The organism is Halomonas sp. KG2 (assembly GCA_030440445.1).
Lineage (GTDB): Bacteria > Pseudomonadota > Gammaproteobacteria > Pseudomonadales > Halomonadaceae > Vreelandella.
Window position 1 is genome coordinate 2482238 of record CP098528.1, and the last position, 21430, is coordinate 2503667.

Genomic DNA, 21430 nt, shown 5'->3' on the forward strand with positions numbered 1-21430 from the left:
ATTGCACGAAGTACTGTACCCATCAAAAGGCAGGTACACTGATTTCACCGGGCTTAACCCGTTTTGCGGAAGATACGGATCATGTCGAAATCCAGGCACGTGGCCGACACCATTCTCAAGGCTATCAACGAAGGCCGCCTTGCCCCAGGGGCTAGGCTCGCTTCTATACGCGAAGCTGCCCGGCAGCATGGAGTGTCAAAAAACACCATTGTGGATGCTTATGATCAGTTGATTGCGCTGGGCAGGTTGCGCGCCCGCCAAGGGGCAGGCTTTTTTGTTACGCAGCCACCCGCGCTTGAAGCGCGGGAAAAGACCTACGAGCTAAAGGAAGCCGTCGATAGCGTCTCGCTTCTGAGGGAGCAGTTGGTAGGTAACTTTCAGGTACGGGTAGGCGACGGCCGAGCGCCCGCCAGCTGGATGGGCGGCGCGGCGCTTGCGCGGCAAGCCAAGCGATTAACGTCTATCGGCAATGATGATATCGAGTACGGTGCTCCTCAAGGGTATCTCCCACTGCGTGAAACGATTGCCAGGGTACTGGCCGGACGCTCCATTCACGCTTCTCATGAACAGGTATTGCTGACCTTCGGCGCCAATCATGCCTTCGATCTGATTATTCGCCACCTAATCGCCCCGGGCGACCGCGTCCTGGTGGAAACGCCCGGCTATTACCCGCTGTTTGGCAAGCTGCGCCTGGCCAAGGCCAAGCTGATTGGCGTTTCGCGCAGCCACGATGGGCTGGACCTAGATGACCTGGAGCGCAAGATTATTCAATATCGCCCCAATGTTTTCTTTCTCCAGCCTAATGCCCATAACCCGACGGGCTCTACCCTTTCACTTAACCAGCTGTATCGGCTACTGACACTCGCAGAACGCTACAACCTGATTCTGGTAGAAGACGACGCCTTCGCAGATCTACTCCACCGAGGAAGCGCTCACTTGGCAGCACTGGATGACCTGAGTCGCGTGATTTACGTCGGTACGTTTTCCAAGACGCTTTCCACCGGCATTCGCTCGGGTTACTTGGCGGCCAACCCTGGGCTGGTTAATGCACTTACCGATATCAAAATGGTGACTGTCGTTAACAGCTCCACCTTCAGCGAGCGCCTGATTCACGACATGATTGCCCACGGCCGTTACCGCCGTCACCTGGTACAGCTTCGCGAACGTATTACCAAGGCCAGTGCCAGTACCATTACTGCATTGAAAGAAGTGGGACTTGAGAATATAGAGGGGCCTGGTGAAGGTTATTACTTATGGGCGCGCCTGCCGAATAATATCGACGCGATGCAACTTGCCAAAATAGCCTCGGACGAAGGTATTTTCATCGCGCCCGGCAGTATCTTTTCACTACGCCCTAATGGGCCGGATGCATCGTCTATGCGTATGCATATTGCCTATGCCAATGATCATCGGTTTTTGGGGTTTCTTGAGCGTTTTTTGGGGTAGGGTTGGGCTCCTGGCAAGTCCAAAACTATAAGCAAACATATAAATCTAAAAGATTTTATATGCAAACTCGAAAAGTATACCGTTGCGTATACCAGTGCCCCTAGGTGCAACCCGCTAAAAGAAAAGCTTATCATTGGATAATATCAATCACTGCTAATTCTGTTTGGAGCATATATGGGCTGCTTACGGCCATAAGCAGTCTTTTAGTTAGTGCTGATATAAAGACATCAACACGCTCAGCGTTGCGGTGTAGGCGAAGCCGCAAGGAAAAATCCATCGCCGTGCTTGGTCATGTTAGCCAATTTACAGTTGAAAGACTGAGCCAACTCGCTTGTACCCGAGCTTTTCATAATAATGGTCTTCATCTGAGAACACGTAAACGTCCTAATTTGGATGTGCCTGCTTAAGCTTCAAATTCTTGCGTCTCTTGGCACCACTTTCGCTTGCGATGCCTGAACCTTGCTTTTGATTACCCAACCAAGTCCACCTCGACCAAGCAGCAAGAACGGCGTAACCAGCGTAGCTATTGCGCTGATCGTATCTAATAGGTCTTTCTCTATAGGACAGGTGACGCCATTATTTCCTCGTTTCTCGATCTGCCTAACGTCAGGGTTCACAGGCGCGCGATAGCGCGTCCGCCTGCAGCCACTTGCTCGCCTGTGTGCATCATCCCATCATCGACAACAGCTTGAGTAGGTGCCCTACAAACGGAAGGTTCACAGTATTCATCGCTTTCTTAATCCAGGGGGGAGCAATGGCTCCTCGCAGGCGTTTCGTGAATTCTCTTTCAAGATCCCTGGTTGGCCTCGCAGTATCCGTAGCAACCGCATCAACGGAATCAAATAGAGCACGAAGTGTGTATGTAATGTAGTCCTCATCTGAGCCATGCCAATGAGCGCGAGGCTCAGCCAGAGAGTAAATCAGGCTATTGCGCTTCTCCTTGATGCATGAAAATGCAGAGTGGGGCATGATAAACAGGCACGGAAGCGAAGTACGAGGAATGTGGAGATACTCCACCCAGCGTGCTGTCTTTCGAATGAGGTCGATTGACGCTTCATCTTCGTTTGATGGACTATCGCTGTGGAGGATGAGGATATCTGGCCCCGACTCCACATCCAGCCAGGCAAGCTGTGCCTGTGTGTAGGCCTGAAGTGTCGACTCCAGTCCTGTAGTTTTGGCATTGAGAATAAGGGCTATATACTTGTAAGGTCTTGGTTTATTCTCGTTGGTCCATTTTCGGAACGACTCGAACACAGCGTCTTGTGACCACTGCAATAGTTCTTTGTGAGACGGCCCGCCGCCACCTTCTTCTTGCTTCATCACAAGAGGGCCGATAATAGACTTTGCCTCACCGCACCATGTTGTTCCTGCAACCGATGAATTCAAAACTAACATTGGAATCACCCTTTCTGGTGGCGAATAGCGTGTTAGACGGCACGTTCTATCATTGGATCAACTTGCCGGCACGTTTTTGAAAAATGCAGCCAACCAAGGCTCTCGCGAGCCCTTTAAACCACAAACCTACTAACTGAATCTACGCTATATATCCAAAATTCGCATTCCTGCAGTTTCCTGCATGTTAGCTTTGGGTCGACCACCGAGTTTAAATTAACCTTAGCACATGACGAGCGTGAATTGAGCCATCCTTTGACCTCCACCCGATGGAGGAACCGGTGATTTTCAACCCAGTTGTCCAAATGGCTGCGCTTAAGCAGCCTGTTGATTACGCTCGATTTCGTGCATTTTTCCCGGGTTAAGCGAGACTGGGCCGGTGACTTCCCAGTTTCGAGTGTGGCCCGACCAGCGTTGCGGATGTCGCTGCTTCGCACGTTGGTATACCGCGTTCCGGCGTTCCAGGCGCTCTTGGTCTACGCCGCGATGACGGTCCGCTGGCGTGACATACTGGATGCCACTGTGCAGGTGCTGTTCGTTGTAAGCCCGCTCGAACGCTAGCATCCATTCTCGTACCGCGCCCAGCGATGCGAAGCCCTTGGTGGGCCACGCTGGACAGTATTTGACGGTACGGAACAGCGCTTCCGAGTAAGGGTTATCATTGCTTACTCTCGGCCGACTGTAAGACATCAACATGCCCAGCTCTGTTAGCCTCGCTTTGAGCGTATAGGAGGTCATCGGTGCTCCGTTATCAGAGTGCAGTACTGGCGGCTGATGCCAGCAACCTTCTCGCAGCAAGGCACGTTCCAAAAGCTGTTTAGCCAACTCGCCCGATTCCGTGTCGTGGACTTCCCAAGCAATGATTTTGCGGCTGTAGATATCCATGATCAGGTAAAGATACCAGTGCTGACCTCGCACAACGGAGGCACAATAACTGATGTCCCAGCTCCAGACCTGGTTTGGCCCTGTAGCCGTAAAGCTAGTCGGCTCGGGGACTGAACGACGTGGTTTCATACGGCCACGATGGTGCTGCTGATGATGCTTTTTCAAGACCCGATAAAACGACGATTCGGAGGCCAGATAGACGCCTTCGTCGGCCAATAAAGGAACGATTTGAGACGGCGGCAAGCTCTGATACTCGGGGCGATGGCACGTGTTCAAAATGGCTTGCTCTTCCTCATGCGTCAGCTGATGCGGCTGCCTGTGTTGCCCTGCATGTGGACGCTGATCCTCGACAATAGCGCCGCGCTCAGATCGCCACCGCTTCAGTGTGCGTTCGCTTATGCCGATCACGGCAGCCGCTTGATAACGGGACGCGCCACCCATAACCGCTTCGTCAAATAGCGCGATGAGCCTTGCACGTTCCTTTAGAGGCGTTAGTCGTCCTCGCCGCTGTCCGGATCCTCGCCGTACAAGGCTTCGAGCTTTTTTGAAAGCACCAGCAACGACGTTGTTTCTGCCAGCACCTTGTCTTTGCGCCGTACTTCCGCTTTGAGCTGCTTGATGGTCTTTCGGTCTTCTTTGCGCTGTTTCTGCGCTGCTTTTGCCTGCTCTTCTTGCCGACCAGCTCCTTCGAGACAAGCGGCTTTCCATTGCTGGATTTGCTCGGGATAAAGGCCTTTTTCACGACAGTAAGCGCCAAGCTCTGTTTCTGACATCGTCGCGGTTTCGATGACAACGGCTAGCTTGGCGTCAGGTGACCATTCGTTGTCGCCTTGGGTGTAACCCGGCACAGGCACTCCTTTTTCTCGACACTGTTTTAACCAACTATACAGCGTCGCGTTGGAGATGCCTTCTTCCGTTGCTACCGACGCCACACTGCGATTGTGGGGCGGCAATAACTTTTTCAGGATGGCGGCTTTACGCTCTTCAGAATAACGTGGCACATGAATTCCATACCGCTCCCTCTGGACTGAGTTTAGGCGATATCGCCAACCGGACAACTAGGCTGACAGAGGGGGGAACATTCCATGAACGTTTTGACTGAAATCTCCTGTACACCTACACCTTGGAATAAAGGCCAGTTGGTTGATCAGAAAGCGCCTCTGCGTCTTCGAGATATCTGGGCCATCCGTGTTCGTCTACAGCTTGCCAAAAAGACGAGAGACCTCGCCCTCTTCAATTTAGCCATCGATAGCAAATTACGAGGCTGCGACCTCGTCAATTTACGAGTACGGGATATAGCTCGTGGTGCGTGTATATCCCCACGAGCGATCGTGATGCAGCAAAAAACGCATCGACCTGTCCAGTTCGAAATAACCGAGCAAACGCGCATCGCTATTATTGACTGGATACAGCTGGCTCAGCTCCGAAACGAAGACTTCTTATTTCCCAGCCGAATCAATAGCGCAAAGCATCTCTCAACGCGCCAATATGCCCGTATTGTCAAAGCTTGGGTTACCGAAATAGGTCTAGATGCATCAATTTATGGCACGCACACGATGCGTCGTACGAAAGCTTCGCTGATATACCGTCGCCACGAAAAACTTGAGGGCAGTGCAACTGCTCCTGGGTCATACGAAGCCTGAAAGCACCGTCAGGTATCTAGGGATAGAGGTAGATGACGCGTTGGAAATGGCAGAACAGACAGAAGTTTGATGAGTGTAAACGACGGCCTATTTCGGGCCGTCGTTGCCCGGCCAAGAGCGGACTTTAATAACTAATTTCATGAACCAAAAATTCATGAGGTTGATGAAGGTATTTACAGCTCATGTCTCTGTTAGAAGCTCCTTCAGATTGGTGCGAACAATCGAAGCAAGTTCAGTCGGCTGCTTTTTACGCAAACGACTAATAGAATCTATTGCATAAGCTACATCGGACGGTACTGATGGCCTACCAAATGACTCCGTAAAAGGGCCATCAGTTTCGGTTAGCATCCTCTCCATAGGTATTTCCATAATTATAGGAAGATTTCGCTCGCTTGCTAACATCGTTGAGTTAACTGAAAAATAGCAACCCAGCTTAACTGCTCGCTGCACTTCTTTTTTTGTGCCTGAGAACCAGTGAAGGACAACTTTTCCTTTTCCAGCAGGCAAGAACTCCTCCACATAGTCCAGAACCAATTTAGATGTTCTTATACTATGGATGGAAAGGATCTTGTCTCCTGCTTCCGCACATCGCTTTAATACATGTCGAAAAACTCTCTTTTGAGCATCCATCGACTTGTAAAAACGTGGGCCTGCATCAAGGCCCACTTCACCAATGTATCGAGTTTCAGCGAGAAGACTATCCCAAATCGCTATTTCAGCTTCGTGCTCAGCTACTAATTGAGGATGCAACCCTAGCGCTGCACGTACGTGCTTTGTCTTCTTTGCCAACTCATTATTACGAGGCCAAGCTCGTGGTGTTGTTGTGACCGAAAGAGTGAATATCCCAGCTAATTCCGCTTGTAGAACGGCCTTCTCATGATCTGGATAAAGGTCAAGATGGCAATGGAAGTCCACTAACCCCTTTTTAGCTATATTACTTTCAACCATTATTTCGGCCTAGTTTGTACACCAGAGATGAATTGGCTGACTTCTGCAAGTCCGCGGCGATAAACATTAGCAAGTTCATCTAAATTGTCTGCTTCATCAGCGAGCGAACCAGGTTTATGAATCAATAGATTTGCAAGTTGTGGCCGTTTTTTTAACCTCTCAATCGCGTACTGAAATGACCTAATCTGCACTCCCTCTGCTTTGCGGGTATCCAGCGCTTGCGCTTCCAAATCAAGTATAGTGTATTGAGTACCATCATTTTTAGGGCCAAACGCAGATTCCAATGAGGCTCGTCGAATTATACAAGGAAGACAATAGCCACAATGTTCAATTCCAAGACCCTGCCAACGACCTTTCGTAGGAGAGGAGCACGACAATGAGTTCTCAGCTAGCTGTTTAAGTAAACTAGTGTTTTGACAGCATGAAGCCATTTCTCCCTTCGTTTTATCCCAATAAGGATTCCGTACCTCTCCATTTACATTCATTATTTTTAGAAAGTCATTCCAGCGAGACATGTAGTAAGGGTGAGTTGTTCGTGTACTGTTAGAGCCAAGTCGCAAAGGGTCTAAGGGTACGTTTAGTGCAATAAGCCCATTCTCAGGGACACGAAGTGTAAAGTGCCGTCCAAAACCTGTTCCTGCAAAAACTCCCAACGCAAAGAATAAAAAAGATCGTCCTCTTGTGCTGTCCTCCGAACTAACTCCTTTTATCAAATCCTGCTTAAAGGTCATCCCCACTCGTAAGCGATCAAAAGAAACCTTTTTGTAACGTTCATTCAGGCCTGAAACCAGTTTATTCTGAGCATCACTTGAAGCACCGTCGCCAGAATGGCTGATCAATAACGGTGTGCTCCCGTTTTCCAATAAATCAATCGCTCCAATCAGGCTATCAAGCCCCCCAGAAAATAGGCTTAGCGCATCAAAAGGATGAGAAAAAAGATCTGTTCCTTGCTGCTCTACAATAGACTGGAAACGAGATGGACGTTTTCTAAAACCAAACTCCCATCGGTCACCAGTCAAAAAGTCCAACATATTTTTTAGTACTGACGTAGCAGCACCCCATCTGTCCGGGTCACTCACTGGCACTACGAGGCGAATTTCCCGAGTCCAAGAATCTTGTGATTGTTGTTCGCGTGAAATTCGAGTATCAGCAGCATGAACATGTGCAGCCAAAACCAACAAATCCAGTCCTATTTCAGTGGGATAGATACCAAGTTTCGTCAGGCTTGATAAAGCGCTTCCGATACCGTGATCTAGCGATTTTTCTCCTGCAACGAATTGTAAGTAAGTTCTCTGCTCATCCCTTCCCACGGGAACATCTAACTTGTCATCTTCTCCGAACCGGCCTGCTAGTAATTGTCGTTTCATTGGTCAGCCTCCGCATCACCCAGAGACTGTAAAATCGAAAAAGCAGATTCGTATACAGAGTCAACAAAAGTCAAAACATGATTCTGAGCCATGTTTGGCGCACTCTCCTGCGTTCTGATAAGTGCATCACTTACTGCTCCGCGAATAAAGTCGCGCAACTGCTTTTCAACTTGATGCGCGACTCGTGCATTTGATGGCATTGTGACAACTTTAGTGCCAATATCATTGCAAATTCGTGCTTCGATCGCATGTGTGGCATAAAGCTCAAAAACCGTATCCATTTGCTCGGACGTAAAAGCATCTAGATCCGCTAGGCCTTCGCCAGCCAGGTCAATAATCGTCTCAATATATGCTTCACGTGCTATTCCTTCATCAACAGTGCCCGCCCCTGGACAAATGTGATCTGCCAAAGCAACGAAAACTTCTGATATCGGACGTCCAGCCATGGAGCCTAAATTGAGCTCCAGCAACGCCTCCCGCATCCCCCTAGCATTAGCATCTGCTAGGAATCCAAGAAGTCGCGCTCCTGCTCCTCGTGAAGCCCCCATGCGCTGTGCAGCTTGACGAGCGCCTCCTGAGGATGTGGAAACATACCGAGAAACCGCACGACCAAGACTGGCTCGATCATTACCACCAGATACTGCAAACCTCGTGAAGTTGCTACGAGCACCGGAAAAGCGCTGAGGATCTGCAGCCTTCGAAATTGGAGGTTTATCAGGAGGGGTAGGTGGATTAACTAAATCCGGTGCAGGTGGTCCGTTTTGATCTACGTCAGGCTCAGATCCTGTTTCAGGATCACCCAACCAAGAAGGAATTAAAGGGGTACCACCCCCTGGTCCACCATATGCTGTTGAAGTACCCATCAACGACTTCCTTTTGGTTGACTGAGCGCCCTCTCAGCCGCTGCTTTCAAGAATTTATTGTTAGTAACTTTACTCCAGTTACCTAACAGAGCTGTTAAACGTGCATTAGGCCCCTGGTCTTTGATTGCACCTTGCCATCCACCGACAACCCAGGGGCCACATTTATCCTTGGGTAACGATTCCAGAAAATCCAACAGAGGGCCCTGCAAGCCAGGCTGAGCTTTTACAAGTACAATAAGACCGTCAATACCTTCAGGCTTTGTACTGAATTCCCCAGCACTCACAATCCTGCCACGCACTGCCTCGAACACCTTATCTGCCTCAGGCTGGGCAAGCTGTTTAAGCTCTGCCTCAAAACCCTGTACAACCATCTTTCCACCAAAAAGCTTATCTACCACAGCAGACAAATGACCCAAAACCGATACTGGACCGAAGTAATCCTTCTTATCCTTGGTCACGAAAAGATAAGGCCGGATATCGACTCCCGCTAAAGCTGGTTTTAAAAGTGCCCACTCTCTTACTACCTCACTGGCTTTCCACTCAGCAAGCACTGCTGTTTCAGGCTGTGGCGATATTTCTTGAAAATCTTCTGCACCTTTATCATCAATGGGCTTCTCATCTGTAGCCACAGTTTTTAAACTTTCTTCGAGTAATCCAAGGTCTTCACATTGGCCCTTTGGGTGAGTTGCAGAGACATAAGCAATCTGCTCGAACAGTTTGGGTATAAACCGTTCGGCTAGCATTAGCTTTGCTAGAATGGGAAGCTTGATATCCTCACCAAAGCCTCTGGCGATTGCCGTGCGCTCCCGCAACAGCAACGTGTTGAGAAAGCGTTTTATTTGTCGCGGATTTCCCTTGGTTCCACTGGCGAGGATAGGACCAATCTGATCGCTTAGGATAAGAGCGTTGTTTGCTTTTTTAGCACTGTCACCCAACGCATTTCGAATGATTGCCCCATCCAATCCACTACTCACCCAAGGGCGCTTTAACTGCTCCCTGGCCGCGTCAATCAGTTTTGCATAACCAGCGTCTGTTTCTCCAAGGTCGACGCCAACCAATAATAACGTCACGTAGATACGTGTTTCTGTTTCACCCAGAGCAGGGATGCGGATCGGTACCTGAATGAGCTTCTCTAGGTAATTACGAGCATAATCTCTCGGGCCAGTGCTATCCGGCAAATCAGGAAAGTGCTTGCGCACTGCGTATTCGATCATAGCTTCGTCAGCTGCGACAACAAACGCAGTCCGTGAGGTGAACACAAACAGCCTAATAGCCTCAAGGGTCTCAATGGCTGTATCGGGTAGACAGCGATCAAGATCATCAACTAGGACAATAAGTTGCTTAATTCCTGCTTCCTTAAGCAGGTCATCAAAAGCTTTCCGAAACGCTTCTACCTCTTCAGGGACATTCTTTATCTCACCGGGCTTTAAGACACCTTTAGTCTCTTCGATAGCTGTCAAAAGGTTCTCTTTTGTCGCTAGCTCTCCAGGAGCACCTACCATAGATTCGAGCGAGCCTACTAGAGACTGGATTTGATCCTTCGATGGAATTCCGGTAAAAGTAGTAACTGCAAGACCGCCAGCCCGCTTTGCAAGTTTTAACCAATCAATACATTGGAATACTTCTTTAACAGCACCTGCAGCTTTTGTTAATGCAGGACGCTTCTTAATTAACCCTGATACTATGCCTTCGATTAGTGCGATTTTGGCATCTTCAAAGCCCTGAAATCTCCAACCATTGAACTTGAGACACAATACTTCGTCATTACCATCTAGGCCTGACTCAACCATTTCTAGCACACTGGACTTACCAGCCCCCCAATCTCCATGGACGCCAATGGTTATAGGGTGATTAGGTCGCGATTGGAGCAATTCTATGATAGTACTAGCTATTGCTTCATTATTAAGAAGATCAACCTTTGTTTCGTTGTCAGTCAGGAGCATTTTTTCCCCTAAAATCATATTTAATTATTTTACTCTTCATGAGCTAACTACCTTCTACGTCGCCTTTCCTATCATAAACAGTTACAAACAAAATTCTCTATTTAGAAGGAACACCATTCTCTTAAACATACTTTTTGTTAAAGAAGGGATAGCCATGACAATCTTGGCAGATATTTTCCTAAAGTCCGCTTTGGGTCGAAAACAGTCATTCAATCACTTCCTTATAAAAGGTCACCTTCCCTGCTATCGCCTCTATGCATTCAATCGGCTGCTTGTAGCTTCAGGCGATACCTAGCGCTCACCCAGCGAAAAAAGTCACCGCATTGGCAGGGTCGGCGATTAGCGTAACATCAACATGCGCCTGCACGCGTTGGCTATTAGGGTGAAGCTCAATACATGGAACATTTGGCATTAGATTATTCCCTGCGGCTTTTGTCGCTCTACTGCTTCGATCCTAGCAGTTAAATTATATTTAGCCCACTTTGAGCACTTAGGTTTTTAGTCGATAGTGGACACTTCATGACCTAGGTCATTCATCGCCTCTACGCTACCGTTTAATGCATCTTGGCTAGGGTGGTACTGCACCAAACTGAGCTGAATACTCTTGGCTTTCACAGTTAGTCTCGCTGCAGCGTTCCAGCCAGCTAAGGTTCCACAAATTTGCCAGCGCCATAGCTGCAGCATACATTGACGTGAGGACCGATAAACTAGCGCTGCTTGATACCGTCCTCGTTATCATGGAGCAGCCGGGTAATTTTTGAACAGTGCTCATAATCGCTTTAATGAGGGGCAGACGATGCGCGATGCGCTTTTGGCCAACGCGTACCTGCGACCTCCCTATTATTTAATGAAGGTTAGTCGACAATTCATCCCGTCACCTGTTGATAGTCAATTCGAAGCAGCGCCCCAGAGGCGGGCGCTCTTGCTATTTCGCTTTTGGATAAACCAAGCCGTGCAGAGGTAACGTAGAGGTGTTGGCCCGTTACATCAAAGGCACAGCTGGTTGGGCGCGGGACGGGGAGCGCAATCGTACTGGCAATATACCCCTCTGGAGATATCCGGGCGATAGCAGCGCCATCAAAAAGAACACTGAGTAGGCATCCCTCTCTATCCACCGTTAGCCCATCCGGTTTGCCTTGATGAGGGTTAATAAGGATCAGGGGGCGCCGATTTTTAACCTCGCCGGATAAGGGGTCGTGATCATAGGCGTAGATGACACCCTTGCGGGAGTCAGTCACGTAGAGCGTGCTCCTATCACGGCTCCAGTCAATGCCATTAATGAGCGTGAATCCCGAATCGACCGTGTACCACGCGCCATCAGGGTCAAGCCGATAGAGATAGCCCGAATCCTCTTTTAGCGCTTCATTCATCAGGCCCACCCACAGGCGACCGAACGGGTCGAGGGTAGCATCATTAAACCGATATCCTACTTTGCCATGCAGCGCGGTCGCTATTCTCTGCCGATCACCTGACCTACTGACTCGCTCAACATGGCAACCGATGCCGACGATCCACTGGCCAGCCGATGTCTCCGCGACAAAGCCCAACGGGCTGGGCATCGCATAGACATCATTTTGGCCCGTTATTGGATCGAATAGATTGAGTGAGGCACCCAGGGCATCTACCCATAGCAGCCGATTAGTGGAAGCGCTCCAGACCGGCGACTCTCCCAGCACGGCTTGACTGGCAAAGGCCACCTCGCTCATGAACGGGGCTCTATGCTAGGAACAGCTATCAGTACCCAGTTCGCCGCTACCTCATCCGCTGTCGAGGCACCAACTGCACGCAGATCACGCGGATAGTCAACTCCCTCTGCTTCCAGTGCTTTGGTGGCATGAAACTGACCGTTCGCGGCACGCAGTATCCAGCCACCCTCTGCGCATTGTGAAGAGGCAAGATATGCCACGCCTGGCGCAACATCAGAGGGGCGCAGTTCGTCTGGCTCCCCCTCGACTCCCCACATGCGTGTCTTGGCAACGGGGGAAACCACATTGACGATAATCCCATCCTGTTGGCCTTCGGCAGTCAGCACATTCATGATTCCCACTACCGCCAGCTTGGCAGCTGCGTAGGAAGCAAGCCCGCTCTGAACATACTGCGGAAAGAGTGCCCGACAAGACGTAGTCATGACGATACGGCCATAGCCCGCTGTTTTCATCGCAGGCCAAGCTGCCTGTGCGAGCCAAAGCGGCGCCTTGGCGGCGACGGCCATCATGTGGTCGAAGGCGCTCTCCTCTATAGCGTCAATGTTGTTGTAGGCGACCCACCCTGCATTATGAATCAGCGCATCCAATCGTCCGTTGGTCATCAGAACACTGCGTACGAGTGCATGGCAGCCTTCACGTGACCCAATATCCACCAAGACGGCTCTTGCATCCAGACCTTCCAACCGGAGTTGCTCGGCGGCTTGCTCCGCCACCTGCGGATCGGTTCCATGCCCCGCAGAATTGGCACCATTATCCTGCAGCAGCACCGTTGCCCCAAGGCGTGCAACACACCGGGCATATGCTAAACCCAGCCCACGACCTGCTCCGGTAATCAGCACCACCTGCCCATCAAAGCGCACCATTTCATACTCCTTGCTTTCTGTGGATACGAGGCAAAAGTATGAAAGGGGAAATTCAATATATAAAATACTAATAATATGATCTTTTGATATATTTTTAATATTACGGCGCTAAATAAATAGCTGATCTGTTAAGTCACTAATGGCCTATTCGGAGTTGCAGCATGACGAATGACACCAAAACGCGCATCACCTTACGCGCCATGGCGCAGTTTGTGGCAGTGGCGGAAGAGTTACACTTTCACCGAGCTGCTGCGCGCTTGAACATGTCGCAACCCCCGCTTACCAGTGCGATCCGCAAGCTGGAGGGCGATATCAATGTCACTCTTATAGAACGCGGAAAACGTGTGCTTGGCTTAACCCCTGCGGGCAGGCGATTCCTTGAGGAAGCCTACGAGACACTTCGACGAGCAGAGCAAGCGGTCACCGCGACGCAAGATGTTGCAGCAGGCAGATCAGGTTTAGTACGCCTAGGCTATGTGGGAAGTTCGCTTTATGGGCGACTGCCTGATGTCATTCGTGAATTTCGGACAAATCATCCAGAAGTTCGTCTTGAGCTACGCGAGCTCACGACGGCCGCACAGGTTGATGCGTTACGCGACGAAACACTCGACCTGGGCGTTTTGATTCCACCGCTTGCCAAGGCTGACGATATCGAGCAAACACGCTTCGATAGTGACCACTTGTGCATGGCTATCCCGAAAGGTCATCCTCTCTGTCGTCGGCCAACGCTGACGCTTGCTGACCTCTCTGACGAACCTTTCATTCTATGGCCAATGGTGGAGGGGCGTGGCTTTCACCTGCAGGTTATCCGCCTTTGCGCCAATGCAGGCTTTGTTCCTAGAGTGGCGCAAGAGGCATATGGGATGCATGCGGTGCTGTCTCTGGTAGCCGTAGGAAGCGGCGTCTCCGTTGTTCCCGAAAGCATGAGTGGCTTTCAGGCAGACCGTATCAGCTATCGTTCGCTACCGGGTTCGGAAGCTCACTTCGATCTCGTGTTGGGTTACCGCCATTTATCTCCTGCAGCTGACGCCTTTATTCGTTCGACTCAATAAAATACTTTCCCGCACAAAATGTTGACGGCATTGGATATCTGTAGCTAGCCCCCTTCTCGCCTGCGAACGAGTCTACACCGGCATCATCCACACCCGCGACTGGCTCACGCTAATGGAAATCAGACGCAGGCGATAACGAGAGGTGATGAGGGTGAGTGGGATGTAGAAGGCTATAATCAAAACCGACATTAGCGGTACTGGTAATGTTGGTCTTCGGCCAAGAGCAGTCTTACAGGAAAAAGCTATATAAGTAGCTAGGGGATTAAATTTTTAATGCTTTTTCGAGCGTTTTCAGACCTCATAGATACGACTAAAGCCCTCTTGCTGGTTATACTCGGCAAAGTAGAAAAAGCCAAAAGCCGATTAGATGGAGCTTTCTAATGTTTTCCATCTTGAGAGAACCACAACCCCGCTATAAAAAATTAACTCACTGTCTCTCAAAAAGACCACCAGTTTCTTTTTCTAGTTTTATCAGCGAGCTATTCAGCAGTTCTAGAAAGGACTTGGTAAGGCCGGACTGCCCTCTCTGTTTAGGTAAAATCAAACTGTAACGATATGGAATTCTTGGCTCGAAACGCTTTACGATTAGACCTAAGCGCTGATAGTGCCAAGCAGTAATAGGATCAACTAATGAGACACCGCTGCCAGCCAGGACGAAGGCGCAGGCACCGAACCCTAGTTGTGTTTCGATCATTAGTTGTCGGCTGACGTTCTCGTGTTCGAAGACACTATCAATCTTGTGGCGGATACTCTGCTCTGAGCCTAGTGAGACAAAAATTTCGCCCTCAAGGTCTCGCGGCCGAATATCCTTGTGATCGGCTAGCCGATGCCCAGACGGTAGAACACAGACCAAGCGGCTATCCGCGAGAACGCTTGCTTCGATACTCGGGTCGTTAAGTTCTATGCCTGAGATTACCCCTAGGTCGAAGTGCTGACTGGCCACTAGATCAGCTACTTGCTGGGTACTGCGCACCTGCAAGGTGACTGACACGCCGGGATGTAGTCGACAGAACTGGTCGGTCAAAGCTGGCAGAAACTCCAGCGACACAGCAGGCATGGAAGCGATACGCAGCGATCCCAGATGGAACTCCCTCAGCTCTTCAGCAGCTCGAGATAGCTTTTCAAGTGAGACGAAGGCCCGTTCCACTTCCTCGTAGAAGAAGCGCGCTTCCGGCGTAGGAACCAGCCTGCGCCGATGCCGTTCAAACATCTTAACCCCAATAGTCTCCTCGAAGTCAGTTAACAAGCGGCTTACTGCAGGTTGGGAGACATAAAGGATATCTGCTGCTCCCCTAGTTGTTCCACTGATCATGACTGCTCGAAAGGCTTCGATCTGCCGATAAGTCAACTTTGGCATGTTCAATTTCCGAAATAGTTAACAACATAATGTTATCAATAAATACAAACAAACGATTGGATGTTATACGTCACGAAAGCCAAGATGTCGATGAAGCTGCTTTACGGCCCTAGCAAACAAACAAAACACGCGAGAAGGCCCTATGGAACGATTTTTTCGCTATACCTTAACTTTTCTTATCATTTTGGTAGCAGGTAGCCAGTTTATTCAGGTTATTACTCGTTACCTGCTTGAGATGCCGGTAATGGGTCTTGAAGAAGCCACGCTGATTCCTACTCTTTGGCTTTATATGCTCGGCAGTGTCAATGCGTCACGTGAAGACACTCAGATTAGAGCTAATGTGCTAGATATTTTTTTGAAAACTGATCGTGCTAAAAGTTATCTGCAGGCTTTTTCCGATGCGCTCAGCGTGATTATCTCGATTTGGCTGACTACTTGGGCATGGGATTACATCAGCTATGCCTCTCGGGTAGGCAAAAGCACTCCAACCCTTTATATACCAACCATTATTTATGAGTCCGCACTAATAATCGGTCTCGTTCTAATGGTTATTTTTACTCTGTGGCACTTGCTGCGCAATCTCGGCTACCTATTTGGTATTCGCCAAAAGCCCGACCATCCCCCTAGTGACCCCAATTATCCCGAAACTGCTGAAGTTCAGGAATTCAAGGTTTTGGCCGATAATAACAAGGATAAAAATCATGATTGAGATAGCACTTCTTGCATTTGCTGTGCTGATCGTGTTGCTGACCCTAGGAGTCCCCCTACCCTACTGCTTCGGTGCGGCTCTCATGGTCATGACCATGATCGGCGAGTCGACAATGCGCGGTATGATGATGTGGGGATTCAGCCAGCTCACCAACCCGATACTCCTGGCAATCCCACTCTTCGTCTTTGCTGGAACATTGATGAGCGTTAGTGGCATTGCCTCCAGTCTTCTCAGGTTCGTCAACATCTTCGTGGGACGGGTTCGTGGCGGCTTGGGTGTAATGGCAACAATTAGTTGCGCCATCATTGGCGCTATTTCCGGAAGCGGTCTAACGGGAATTGCGGCTATTGGCCCCATTCTCATTCCTGAAATGGAGCGCAAAGGATATCCCCGAGCCTACGCGACAGCGCTGATTGCAAACTCCTCGATTCTGGGCTTACTGATTCCTCCCAGCGTCACAATGATTGTCTATGGATGGGTTACGGACACATCTATCTTAGCAAGCTTCCTGGCAACGTTAGGCCCAGGCCTCCTGATCATGTTTCTGTTCTGTGCTGTCAACATGTTTATGTCGCGCAAATTCGATCTGGTGCTTGACGAACCAATGGCATTCGACAAGCGAATTCGTGATGCCGGTCGACGCACGTTTCATGCACTACCAGCACTACTAATGCCAGTGATAATTCTAGGTGGTATTTACGGTGGCATCATGACGCCTACCGAGGCCGCTGCAGTTGCTGTTATTTACGCCGTACCAGTAGGTTTCATGATCTATCGTGGCCTAACCTGGAAGACGCTGCTTGAGTCAGGCAAGGAGTCCGCTACCTCCATTGGTGCCATCCTGATCATGATCCTGTTCAGCTTGATACTCAGTCAGCTGTTTGTACGGGAAGGTATTCCCCAAGCCTTGGTCGAGATGATCTTCGCGGTTACTGACAACAAGTTCCTTTTATTACTGCTTATCAATCTGATGCTTTTCGGCATCGGCATGGTAGTCAACGATATCACCGCTATTATCCTGACCGGTCCTTTGCTACTTCCTCTGATGGAAGCCTTGGGAGTCAGTCCCATTCAGTTTGCTGCCATCATGGGTGTCAACACCGCCATGGGCGGCGTAACCCCACCCTACGCAAGCATCCTTTATCTCGGCGCCCGCATTGGCAAGGTGAAGTTCACCGAAGTAGTCAAACCCGCCATGACACTGATCCTGTTTGGTTATCTGCCAGTGGTGGTACTTGTTTCAGCCTGGCCTGACCTGTCCGAATATCTACCCAGCCTGTTCGGTTACTGATCAATTCCAATAAATCGAGCACGATACCTGCAATAAAAAAGTGGAGAAAACAATGAAAATGCCTTCAATTAAGTTTCTGACGGCTGCTATCGCCTTATCGGTTTCAGCAAGCACGATGGCTGAAGCTGCCAACCTGATGTTATCGCATGTACGCCCCGAAGGAACCGCCATCGATAATGATGCGCGCACATTCGCAGCAGACGTAGCAGAAGCCACCAATGGAGCAATTAGTATCCGGTTGTTTCCTGCCAGTGCTCTCGGCGACTACACCACGGTGCAGGAAGGTCTTAGCATCGGCTCGGTGGATATGGCTATTCAGCCTCCGTCATCGGAAGTTGATCGTCGCTTCCAGTTAGCCTACTTGCCTTATCTTGTGCAGAACTGGGAAGACGCTGAAGAGACGTTCACAGCTGGCGCTCCTTTGCGTGAGACTGTCGAAGAACTTTACTCAGATCAGGGCATTCATGTTCTAGGAGCATGGCCAGTCTATTTCGGTGGGGTGGCACTAAATAGTGAAGTGGATAATGCCAACGACCCTACCGCTGACAAAGGCGCCCGACTGCGTGTGCCACCGATGAAATCTTTCCAGCTGATGGCAGATAACATCGGGTATATCGGCTCTCCCTTACCTTTTTCAGACGCCTTTACCGCCATCCAAACTGGCGTGGTCGACGGCATCATGGGCTCGGGAGCCGAGGGCTATTACGCCTCTTTCCGAGATGTTACGCAGTATTACTTACCGCTCAACACACATTTCGAGATGTGGTACCTATTGATTAGCCAACCCGCCTACGAAAGCTTGGCTGAAGATCAGCAAGAAGCCTTAAGCGCAGCAGCAGAGCGCTTCGAGAGAAATCGCTGGGAAAAGGCCGAGGCGGATCAGGATCGTAACGAGCAGCTTCTTGAAGAAGCGGGTGCCACCATTGTCTCAACGTCGGACGAGCAGATCGCCGAGCATGCGGAAATCGTTCGCGAGACAGTATGGCCCGTAATTCTCGACGATATCGGTAGCGAATGGGCTAACGATGTGCTGGATCGCGCTGGTCGTTGATACGCTTCCTAGCTCGGCCACTCGGCCGGGCTCACCGAGTTACCCGGAACGACGCAAGGATTCACCATGAAAGAAACAGTGACGCCAGGAGCGCGTATCGCCGACGTCTGCGTGATAGGTGGCGGCCTGGTTGGCATGGCAATCGCATTAGGTTTGCAGCGCAACGGATTGCATGTCGCGGTGCTCGACGAAGGTGACGTGGCGTTGCGTGCCTCAAGAGGTAATTTTGGCTTGGTGTGGGTACAGGGTAAAGGAGATACCTTGCCGGAATATGCCGATATCACTCGGCTATCCGCACGGCTATGGCCCACCTTCGCTGCAGCTATTGAGGACTACACCGGAGTCGATGTTCAGCTTCAGCAGCGTGGAGGATTGTACCTCTGCCTGACAGAACAAGAGCTTGAGGACCGCACACGCATGCTGGAAAAAATGCGCGAAGCGGCAGGCGGAGACTACCCCTACGAAACAATGGATCTGAAGCAGGCTCGGGAAAAAATTCCAGAAGTAGGAGACACAGTGGCTGGTGCCACTTGGTGCCCGGAAGATGGCCACGTAAACCCACTGCTGCTGCTGCGTGCCATGACGAAACGTTTCAAGATGCAAGGGGGCATCATTGACAATACTGGACGGGTGGAAACTATTGTCCCCCGCCCCGCAGGATTTCGTATCCGTGGGCGTGCTGGTGACTGGGAGTGTGCTCGGGTTGTGCTGTGTGCCGGCCTAGGTAATCGTGAGCTGGCTCCCCAAGTTGGCCTGTCTGCACCATTGTTGCCCAACCGTGGACAAGTGCTCGTGGGCGAACGGGTTCGCCCCTTCCTTAACTATCCAACCGGGCATGTTCGCCAGACTGGCGAGGGTACCCTCCAGATCGGTGACTCCAAAGAAGACGTGGGCTTCGACAGTGGAACTACTACCAAGGTCATGGCAAAGATAGCCCACCGTGCAATCAGGCTGTTCCCTTTGCTACGCGATGTGAAACTGGTTCGCGCTTGGGGCGCATTGCGCGTCATGACACAGGATGGCTATCCAATCTATCAATCGTCGACGGCTTATCCTGGTGCGCACCTTGTTACTTGCCACAGCGGCGTCACCTTGACGGCCTTTCATGAAGGTCCGCTGGCTGACTCGATTGCCAGCGGTCTATACGACTCTTCTTTTGAGGTATTCCATGCCGAACGTTTCACACTTTGAACGCTTGCCCACGCGTATAGGTGAGTCAGTGACAGTCTTTTTAGAGGATCAGGCAATCAAAGTAGACAGTCATGATACCGCCGCCTCAGTCGTGTTAATGGCGGGTTTGGTGCCGTCTCGCACGACGCCGACAAGCGGCAGCCCACGAGCCCCCTACTGCCTCATGGGCGTATGCTTCGAATGCCTGCTGGATATAGATGGCGTGTCCAATCAGCAGGGCTGCATGGTGAAAGTTCGCGATGGGATGCAGATTCGCCGCCAACTCGGTGCCCGCGATATCCATGCTCTCCCGCAGGAGGCAGCAACATGAATAAACGTAGTATGGCCGAGTACTGCTATGACCTTGCAATCATAGGTGCAGGCCCAGCTGGAATGGCCGCTGCAGCTGAAGCGGGACAACTTGGGCTAGCCACCGTTTTGATCGATGAGCAAGAAGAAGCCGGCGGGCAAATCTACAGAGCTATCGAGCGAGCACCGTTAGCTGACAAGGGGGTACTTGGTAGCGACTACTACAAGGGCCGGCTCCTACTAGAAGCCATGCAGGCATCACACATCGACTACCTTCCTAGCACCTCGGTATGGGATGTCGAGGAAAATCTAACGCTAAATGTTTCCTATCATGGCCGTAGCCGACAGATCCGTGCCCGTAGATTACTGATTGCGACTGGCGCCCAGGAGCGGCCAGTGCCGTTTACGGGCTGGACGCTTCCGGGTGTCATGACCTGCGGCGCCGCTCAAGTACTGCTCAAGAGTAGCGCCCTGGTGCCACCGGCACCTCTGGTGCTGGCTGGCAGTGGCCCTCTTTTGCTGTTGATAGCTAGCCAGTTGTCTAATGCAGGTGTTGCTATCGAAGCGGTACTGGATACCACCCCCCGCGCAAACTACCTTCATGCAGCACGGTTTATCCCTGGTGCGCTGCGTAACCCCAAGTTGCTTCTTAAAGGAGTTGGCTTGCTGAGCTCACTCAAGCGCTCGGGGATTCCATATATTACTGGAGTAGAAAGCCTTAGAGCCGAACTAGGTAACGATGATCATTTAGGCAAGGTGTACTATCGCCGCAAAGGGATTGATCAAGAGTTACATTGTCGCTCACTTCTGGTCCACCAAGGCGTCGTACCCAATGTGCAGTTAACAAGAGCGTTAGAGCTTGAACACCACTGGCACGAGCAACAGCTTTGCTGGCATCCCCAGGTCGACCTCTGGGGTGAAACCTCTAGGGCAGGCATCTTTGTGGCAGGTGACTCAAGCGGTATTGCCGGTGCTCAGGCAGCTGAGGAAGCTGGACGAATTTCAGTATTGCAGATTGCCAATCAATTAGGGCAGTTGGAGGAAAGTGCGCGCGATACACGAGCGGCGCCCCTTCGGCGGCGCTTGAGACCGCACCAAGCCATACGGCCTTTCCTGGATGTGCTTTATCAACCTGCCCGAACTTTTCTTATTCCTGAAGATGACACTATTGTCTGTCGCTGCGAGGAAATCACTGCAGGTGAACTGCGCCACATCGCAGACGCTGGTTGCCAAGGACCCAACCAAGCCAAAGCTTTCTGCCGAGCTGGCATGGGGCCTTGCCAGGGTCGCCTATGCGGTCTGACGGTTTCTCAGGTGCTCGCTGAGCGCACTAATCAACCTGTCGATGCTGTTGGCTACTATCACCTTCGCCCACCAATTAAGCCCTTGACAATCGGTGAGCTTGCAGACATTGCAGACATTGCAGACTGACTAC

At 50.7% G+C, this 21430-nt stretch carries 17 protein-coding genes and 2 pseudogenes; 9 read left to right on the top strand and 10 right to left on the bottom strand.

What is annotated here, in order from left to right; genetic code table 11:
* Positions 1-81 precede the first annotated feature (81 nt).
* On the top strand, positions 82-1446 hold the full coding sequence (locus NDQ72_11660) for a PLP-dependent aminotransferase family protein (GenBank protein WKD26730.1): 1365 nt from the start codon (positions 82-84) through the stop codon (positions 1444-1446).
* A 666-nt stretch (positions 1447-2112) separates the two neighbouring features.
* Here NDQ72_11660 and NDQ72_11665 read toward each other — a convergent pair.
* The 3 genes and pseudogenes from NDQ72_11665 to NDQ72_11675 all read right to left on the bottom strand — a co-directional run bounded on the left by NDQ72_11665 (position 2113) and on the right by NDQ72_11675 (position 4724).
* Complete coding sequence (locus tag NDQ72_11665) at positions 2113-2841, bottom strand: hypothetical protein (GenBank protein WKD26731.1); 729 nt, start codon at positions 2839-2841, stop codon at positions 2113-2115.
* A 312-nt stretch (positions 2842-3153) separates the two neighbouring features.
* Positions 3154-4431 (bottom strand): IS3 family transposase, encoded by a 1278-nt coding sequence (locus tag NDQ72_11670; GenBank protein ID WKD26732.1) that lies wholly within the window; start codon positions 4429-4431, stop codon positions 3154-3156.
* A 209-nt stretch (positions 4432-4640) separates the two neighbouring features.
* Positions 4641-4724 (bottom strand): annotated as a pseudogene (locus tag NDQ72_11675) (hypothetical protein).
* Between the two features lie 84 nt (positions 4725-4808).
* On the opposite strand from NDQ72_11675, the pseudogene NDQ72_11680 reads away from it, so the two are divergent.
* A pseudogene (locus NDQ72_11680) lies at positions 4809-5436 on the top strand (tyrosine-type recombinase/integrase).
* Between the two features lie 110 nt (positions 5437-5546).
* Here NDQ72_11680 and NDQ72_11685 read toward each other — a convergent pair.
* From NDQ72_11685 to NDQ72_11710, 6 genes are all read right to left on the bottom strand, one after another.
* Entirely contained in the window at positions 5547-6314 is a 768-nt protein-coding gene (locus tag NDQ72_11685) for a TatD family hydrolase (protein WKD26733.1), read from the bottom strand.
* Positions 6314-7681 (bottom strand): hypothetical protein, encoded by a 1368-nt coding sequence (locus NDQ72_11690; GenBank protein WKD26734.1) that lies wholly within the window; start codon positions 7679-7681, stop codon positions 6314-6316. Before NDQ72_11690 ends, NDQ72_11685 begins: the two co-directional genes overlap by 1 nt.
* Positions 7678-8544 carry a hypothetical protein gene (locus NDQ72_11695; protein ID WKD26735.1) on the bottom strand — a complete coding sequence of 289 codons (867 nt, stop codon included), beginning with the start codon at positions 8542-8544 and terminating at the stop codon, positions 7678-7680. Before NDQ72_11695 ends, NDQ72_11690 begins: the two co-directional genes overlap by 4 nt.
* Positions 8544-10505 (bottom strand): KAP family NTPase, encoded by a 1962-nt coding sequence (locus NDQ72_11700; protein WKD26736.1) that lies wholly within the window; start codon positions 10503-10505, stop codon positions 8544-8546. The genes NDQ72_11695 and NDQ72_11700 overlap by 1 nt, the downstream gene beginning before the upstream one ends.
* Before the next feature lie 848 nt (positions 10506-11353).
* Positions 11354-12193, bottom strand: a complete 840-nt coding sequence (locus NDQ72_11705) for an SMP-30/gluconolactonase/LRE family protein (GenBank protein ID WKD26737.1) — start codon at positions 12191-12193, stop codon at positions 11354-11356.
* Positions 12190-13056 (bottom strand): SDR family NAD(P)-dependent oxidoreductase, encoded by an 867-nt coding sequence (locus NDQ72_11710; GenBank protein WKD26738.1) that lies wholly within the window; start codon positions 13054-13056, stop codon positions 12190-12192. Before NDQ72_11710 ends, NDQ72_11705 begins: the two co-directional genes overlap by 4 nt.
* 161 nt (positions 13057-13217) lie before the next feature.
* Between NDQ72_11710 and NDQ72_11715 the strand changes: the two genes are divergently transcribed.
* Positions 13218-14108 carry a LysR family transcriptional regulator gene (locus NDQ72_11715; protein WKD26739.1) on the top strand — a complete coding sequence of 297 codons (891 nt, stop codon included), beginning with the start codon at positions 13218-13220 and terminating at the stop codon, positions 14106-14108.
* A gap of 427 nt (positions 14109-14535) precedes the next feature.
* Here NDQ72_11715 and NDQ72_11720 read toward each other — a convergent pair whose 3' ends face one another.
* Entirely contained in the window at positions 14536-15465 is a 930-nt protein-coding gene (locus NDQ72_11720; GenBank protein WKD26740.1) for a LysR substrate-binding domain-containing protein, read from the bottom strand.
* 142 nt (positions 15466-15607) lie between these two features.
* Between NDQ72_11720 and NDQ72_11725 the strand changes: the two genes are divergently transcribed.
* The 6 genes from NDQ72_11725 to NDQ72_11750 all read left to right on the top strand — a co-directional run bounded on the left by NDQ72_11725 (position 15608) and on the right by NDQ72_11750 (position 21426).
* On the top strand, positions 15608-16174 hold the full coding sequence (locus NDQ72_11725; GenBank protein WKD26741.1) for a TRAP transporter small permease subunit: 567 nt from the start codon (positions 15608-15610) through the stop codon (positions 16172-16174).
* A complete protein-coding gene (locus tag NDQ72_11730; protein ID WKD26742.1) occupies positions 16167-17465 on the top strand; it encodes a TRAP transporter large permease in 1299 nt (432 codons plus the stop codon). The genes NDQ72_11725 and NDQ72_11730 overlap by 8 nt, the downstream gene beginning before the upstream one ends.
* Before the next feature lie 52 nt (positions 17466-17517).
* Complete coding sequence (gene dctP / locus NDQ72_11735; protein WKD26743.1) at positions 17518-18516, top strand: TRAP transporter substrate-binding protein DctP; 999 nt, start codon at positions 17518-17520, stop codon at positions 18514-18516.
* Positions 18517-18582: 66 nt separating this feature from the next.
* Entirely contained in the window at positions 18583-19707 is a 1125-nt protein-coding gene (locus NDQ72_11740; GenBank protein WKD26744.1) for an FAD-binding oxidoreductase, read from the top strand.
* Positions 19685-20017: a (2Fe-2S)-binding protein gene (locus tag NDQ72_11745; GenBank protein ID WKD26745.1), complete on the top strand. Its 333-nt coding sequence runs from the start codon at positions 19685-19687 to the stop codon at positions 20015-20017. Before NDQ72_11740 ends, NDQ72_11745 begins: the two co-directional genes overlap by 23 nt.
* Positions 20014-21426, top strand: a complete 1413-nt coding sequence (locus tag NDQ72_11750; protein ID WKD26746.1) for an NAD(P)/FAD-dependent oxidoreductase — start codon at positions 20014-20016, stop codon at positions 21424-21426. The genes NDQ72_11745 and NDQ72_11750 overlap by 4 nt, the downstream gene beginning before the upstream one ends.
* The last annotated feature ends 4 nt before the right edge of the window (positions 21427-21430 follow it).